The following is a 4,070-nucleotide window of genomic DNA, read 5'->3' as shown; positions in this document are numbered from 1 at the left end:
GAACGCGTGCCATGCGGCGACGCCGGCCGACGAGCCGAGTGCGCCGCCGATGAAATAGCACACCATGTACACCGTGTTGACGCGGCTGCGCGCCTCGGGCTTCAGCGCATAGATGCGCGACTGGTTCGAGATCTGCGCGGCCTGCACGCCGACGTCCAGCACGATCACGCCGATCACGAGCCCGACGAGGCTCGAGCCCGACAGCGCGAAGATCACGAACGACAGCGCGAGCAGCGCGATCGCGAGCGAGATGATCGCGCGCGGGCCGCGCTTGTCCGCGAAGCGGCCCGCGTACGGCGCCGCGAGCGCACCCGCCGCGCCGACGATCCCGAACAGGCCGGCGGCCTGCGGGCCGAGATGGAACGGCGCGCCGGCGAGCAGCAGCGTGAGCACGGGCCAGAACGCGCTGAATGCCGCGAACAGCGCGGCACCCGTCAGCGATGCCTCGCGCAGCCCGCGCAATTCGACCGCCAGATGCCACATCGAGCCGAGCAGCTTGCCGTACGACAGCGTCGACGTCGGCGAGCTGCGCGGCAGCCGCAGCACGATCACGGCGGCGAGTGCGACGAGCGCCGCGACCGACGCGGCGAATACCGCGCGCCAGCCGAAATACTCGGCGACGAAACCGGCGGCCGTCCGCGCGAGCAGGATGCCGAGCAGCAGGCCGCTCATCACGGTGCCGACCGCATGCCCGCGCTCGGCCGGCGGCGCGATCTCGGCGGCGAACGGCACGGCCTGTTGCGCGATGGTCGCGAGAATACCGATCGCGAGGCTCGCGACGGCGAGCACGGCCAGCGACGGCGCGGTGGCCGCGACGATCAGCGCGACCGACAGGCCGGCGATCTGCATCAGGATCAGCCCGCGGCGGTCGAAGCGGTCGCCGAGCGGCGCGAGCAGGAACATGCCGGCCGCATAGCCGAGCTGCGTCGCGGTCGGCACCGCGCCGATCCACGAAGCGCCGTCGGGAAACGCCGAGCGGAAGCTGTCGAGCAGCGGCTGGTTGTAGTAGATGTTCGCGACGGACACCCCCGCGATCGTCGCGAGCAGCAACAGCAGGCTGCGCGAATAGTGGGGCGAGGCGGCGTCGGTCGGACGGTCGGTGGAGGCGGTGGACATGGCGGCGCGAACGGAAGTGGGGCGGCGCGGCGCGCGGCGCACGCGTCGGGTGCGCAGGCGGGCGGGGCGCCGTCGAGGCTGCCGATCATACCGGAGCGACGGGAATCCTGCCGGACGGGGGCAGATCGGCCAAACCGGCCGAGCCTGTGTAACCGGCCGGCCGCCCCCCGTCATCATGCGTGCGTCAACCCGTCAATCGACCAGCTCACCCGTCGGTTCATAAAACGGATAAGGCCCGGCGCCTTCATCGACATACACGTGATGCGACGTCATCCCCGCGTCGGGCACATAGTGATGGACTGCGAACGCCGGCGGTTCGAGCCGGAACGCGGAGGGCCCATCGGCCCGCAGGTCGAATGCGACCTGATGGGCGGGCGACGGCACCGCGGCGGCGAGCGTGCCGCCGAAGCGCGTGAACATCGTGCGATGCACGTGGCCGCACAGCACGCGCTCGACGTTCGGATGGCCGCGCAGCAGCGCGTCGAGTTTCGCGGAGGCGGCCGGCGCGAGGCGCAGCTTGTCCATGTGGCCGATGCCCGACGCGAACGGCGGGTGATGCAGCGCGACGATCACCGGACGGTCGCGCGCCGCGTCGAGCTGCGCGGCGAGCCAGGCGAGCCGTGCATCGCACAGGTCGCCGTAGCTGGCGCCCGGCACCTGCGAATCGAGCGCGAGCACGCGCACCGTGCCGACGTCGAGCGCGTACTGCACGAATTCGCCCGCCTGCAGCTCGGCGCGATCGGCGAACGCGCGGCGCAGCCCGGCGCGGTCGTCGTGATTGCCGATCATCAGGTAGTACGGAATCTCGAGCGCGGCGAGCAGCCCGCGCAGGTTGCCGTACTCCTCGTCGTGGCCGAAATCGGTCAGGTCGCCGGTGACGAGCACCGCATCCGGGCGCGGCACGAGCGCGTTCAGTTTTTCGATGCAGCGCGTGAGCGCGGCCGCGGTGTCGACGCGCCGGTACGCGAGCTGTCCCGGACGCTTGATGTGGAGATCGCTGATTTGAGCAAGCAGCATCGTCGTTCCTCGGAATTGTCTGATTGTCGTCGCGGCGTCGTGCGCCGCGGTGGGGTGCTGCATGAATGATGCCGGAAGGAAGGATCAGGCGCCGAGCGCGATCAGGCCTTCCGGTGCGACCGTGAGGCCGACCGCCGTGCCGCGTGCGAGCGCGATGCGGCCCGGCACGTCGATCACGAGCGCGTCGGGGGCCGCATGCTCGATCGTGAGCCGCGTACGCTCGCCGAGGAATGCGCATGCGCTCACGGCACCGCGCAGCGGCGCATGCGCGGGATCGGCGAGTTGCGCGTCCTCGGGGCGGAAGAACCACTCGTCGGCGGCGTGCGGCGTCGCGATCGCGCCGCCCGTGGTCACCAGCGTGCCGTCGCGCCATTGCCCGGCGAGCCGGTTCAGCGTGCCGATGAACTGCGCGACCGTGCGGTTGGCCGGGTGGTAGTAGATGTCGCGCGGCGTGCCGATCTGCTCGATGCGGCCCGCGCCCATCACGACGATGCGGTCGCCGAGCTCCATCGCCTCGGCCTGGTCGTGCGTGACGTAGACCGTCGTCACGCCGAGTTCGCGCAGCAGCGCATTCATCTCGCGACGCAGCGTGTCGCGCAGCTTCGCGTCGAGCGCGGTCAGCGGCTCGTCGAGCAGCAGCACGCGCGGCCGCACCGCCAGTGCGCGGGCCAGTGCCACGCGCTGGCGCTGGCCGCCCGACAGCTGGTCGATCGGCTTGTCCGCATGCGCGTCGAGCCGCATCATCGCGAGCAGCTCGTCGACGCGCTCGCGCAGCGCGCGCGGCGCGGTCTTGCGGATCTTCAGCCCGTAGCCGACGTTGCCGCGCACCGTCAGGTTCGGAAACAGCGCGTAGTTCTGGAACACCATGCCGACCTGTCGGCGCTCGATCGGCAGCGCGGTGACGTCGTCGTTGCCGAATGCGATCGTGCCGCCGGCGTCCGGCGTGTCGAGGCCCGCGATCAGGCGCAGCGTCGTGGTCTTGCCGCAGCCCGACGGCCCGAGCAGCACGAGCGTTTCGCCCGCGCCGATCGACAGGTCGAGCGGTTCGAGCACGCGCGTGCCGCGGAACGTCTTCGCGCAGCGGGTCAGGGTGATGGGAGTGGAATCGAGTTTCATGTCTGCGAGAAATTCAGCGCGGGCGCTTCTTGAGTGCCCGCGTGCCGGACGGATCGACGCCGAGCCACTGCATCGCGACGAGCAGCGGCAGCGTCATCAGCAGGAACAGGATCGTGTACGCGCTGCCGACTTCGAGGCGCAGTGACGCATACGTATCGGCGAGCCCGACCGGCAGCGTCTTGGTGTCGGGCGTATGCAGCATCCACGTGAGGTTGAATTCGCCGATCGACAGCGTGAGCACCGCGAGCGCCCCCGCGACGATGCCGGGGCGCAGGTTCGGCAGCACGATCGTGACGAAGCGCGTGACGAACGACGCACCGAGGCTGGCCGCGCCTTCCTCGAGCGTGCGCAGGTCGGCGCCGGCCGCGACGGCCGCCACCGCGCGCACCATGAACGGCAGCGTGAACACGACGTGGCCGACGACGATGAACCACAGGCTCATCCGGAACGCGGTGAAGCCGCCGTACACGACCAGCAGCGCGAGCGCCGACGCGAGGCCGGGCAGCGCGACCGGCAGCACGAGCGCCTCCTCGATCGCGCGCGCCGCGCGGCTCTTGCTGCGCGCGAGCGCATAGCCGGCCGGCACGCCGACCGCGAGCACGATCGCGAGCGTCGCGAACGCGACATAGAGCGACAGCGCGACCGAGCCGTGATACTGCTGCCACACCTGTTCGAGCCAGCGCAGCGTGAGGCCGCTCGACAGGCCGCGGAAATAGTTGACGGTGAGGCCCGCGAGCACCGACATCACGACGGGCACGATCAGGAACGCGCACAGCAGCAGCGTGACGCCCCATTGCAGCGCGGCGATCGCGCGCGCGCCG

The 4,070-nt window shown here is 71.0% G+C and carries 4 protein-coding genes; all 4 read right to left on the bottom strand.

Translation table 11 applies throughout. From position 1 onward, the window contains the following. Positions 1-1,116, bottom strand: a 1,116-nt coding sequence (locus G3N96_RS37690; RefSeq protein WP_206140385.1) for an MFS transporter, incomplete at its 3' end; no start/stop codon positions are given. A 192-nt stretch (positions 1,117-1,308) separates the two neighbouring features. Further along, on the bottom strand, positions 1,309-2,133 hold the full coding sequence (locus G3N96_RS37685) for a phosphodiesterase (RefSeq protein ID WP_206140384.1): 825 nt from the start codon (positions 2,131-2,133) through the stop codon (positions 1,309-1,311). Between the two features lie 84 nt (positions 2,134-2,217). Next, positions 2,218-3,249, bottom strand: coding sequence for an ABC transporter ATP-binding protein (locus G3N96_RS37680; RefSeq protein ID WP_206140383.1), 1,032 nt, complete (start codon positions 3,247-3,249; stop codon positions 2,218-2,220). A gap of 13 nt (positions 3,250-3,262) precedes the next feature. Continuing rightward, positions 3,263-4,070 (bottom strand): ABC transporter permease subunit (locus tag G3N96_RS37675; protein WP_206140382.1); only part of this gene is annotated, 808 nt, incomplete at its 5' end.

The sequence above is a fragment of the Burkholderia sp. Se-20373 genome (assembly GCF_017104705.1).
Taxonomy (GTDB): domain Bacteria; phylum Pseudomonadota; class Gammaproteobacteria; order Burkholderiales; family Burkholderiaceae; genus Burkholderia.
The sequence above is the reverse complement of the archived record's forward strand: the minus strand, read 5'-3'. Positions and strand labels throughout refer to the sequence as shown.

Excerpts from the sequence above, each read along its gene's own strand:
- G3N96_RS37685 (WP_206140384.1), bottom strand. The coding sequence starts at position 2,133 with ATGCTGCTTGCTCAAATCAGCGATCTCCACATCAAGCGTCCGGGACAG.
- G3N96_RS37680 (WP_206140383.1), bottom strand. The coding sequence starts at position 3,249 with ATGAAACTCGATTCCACTCCCATCACCCTGACCCGCTGCGCGAAGACG.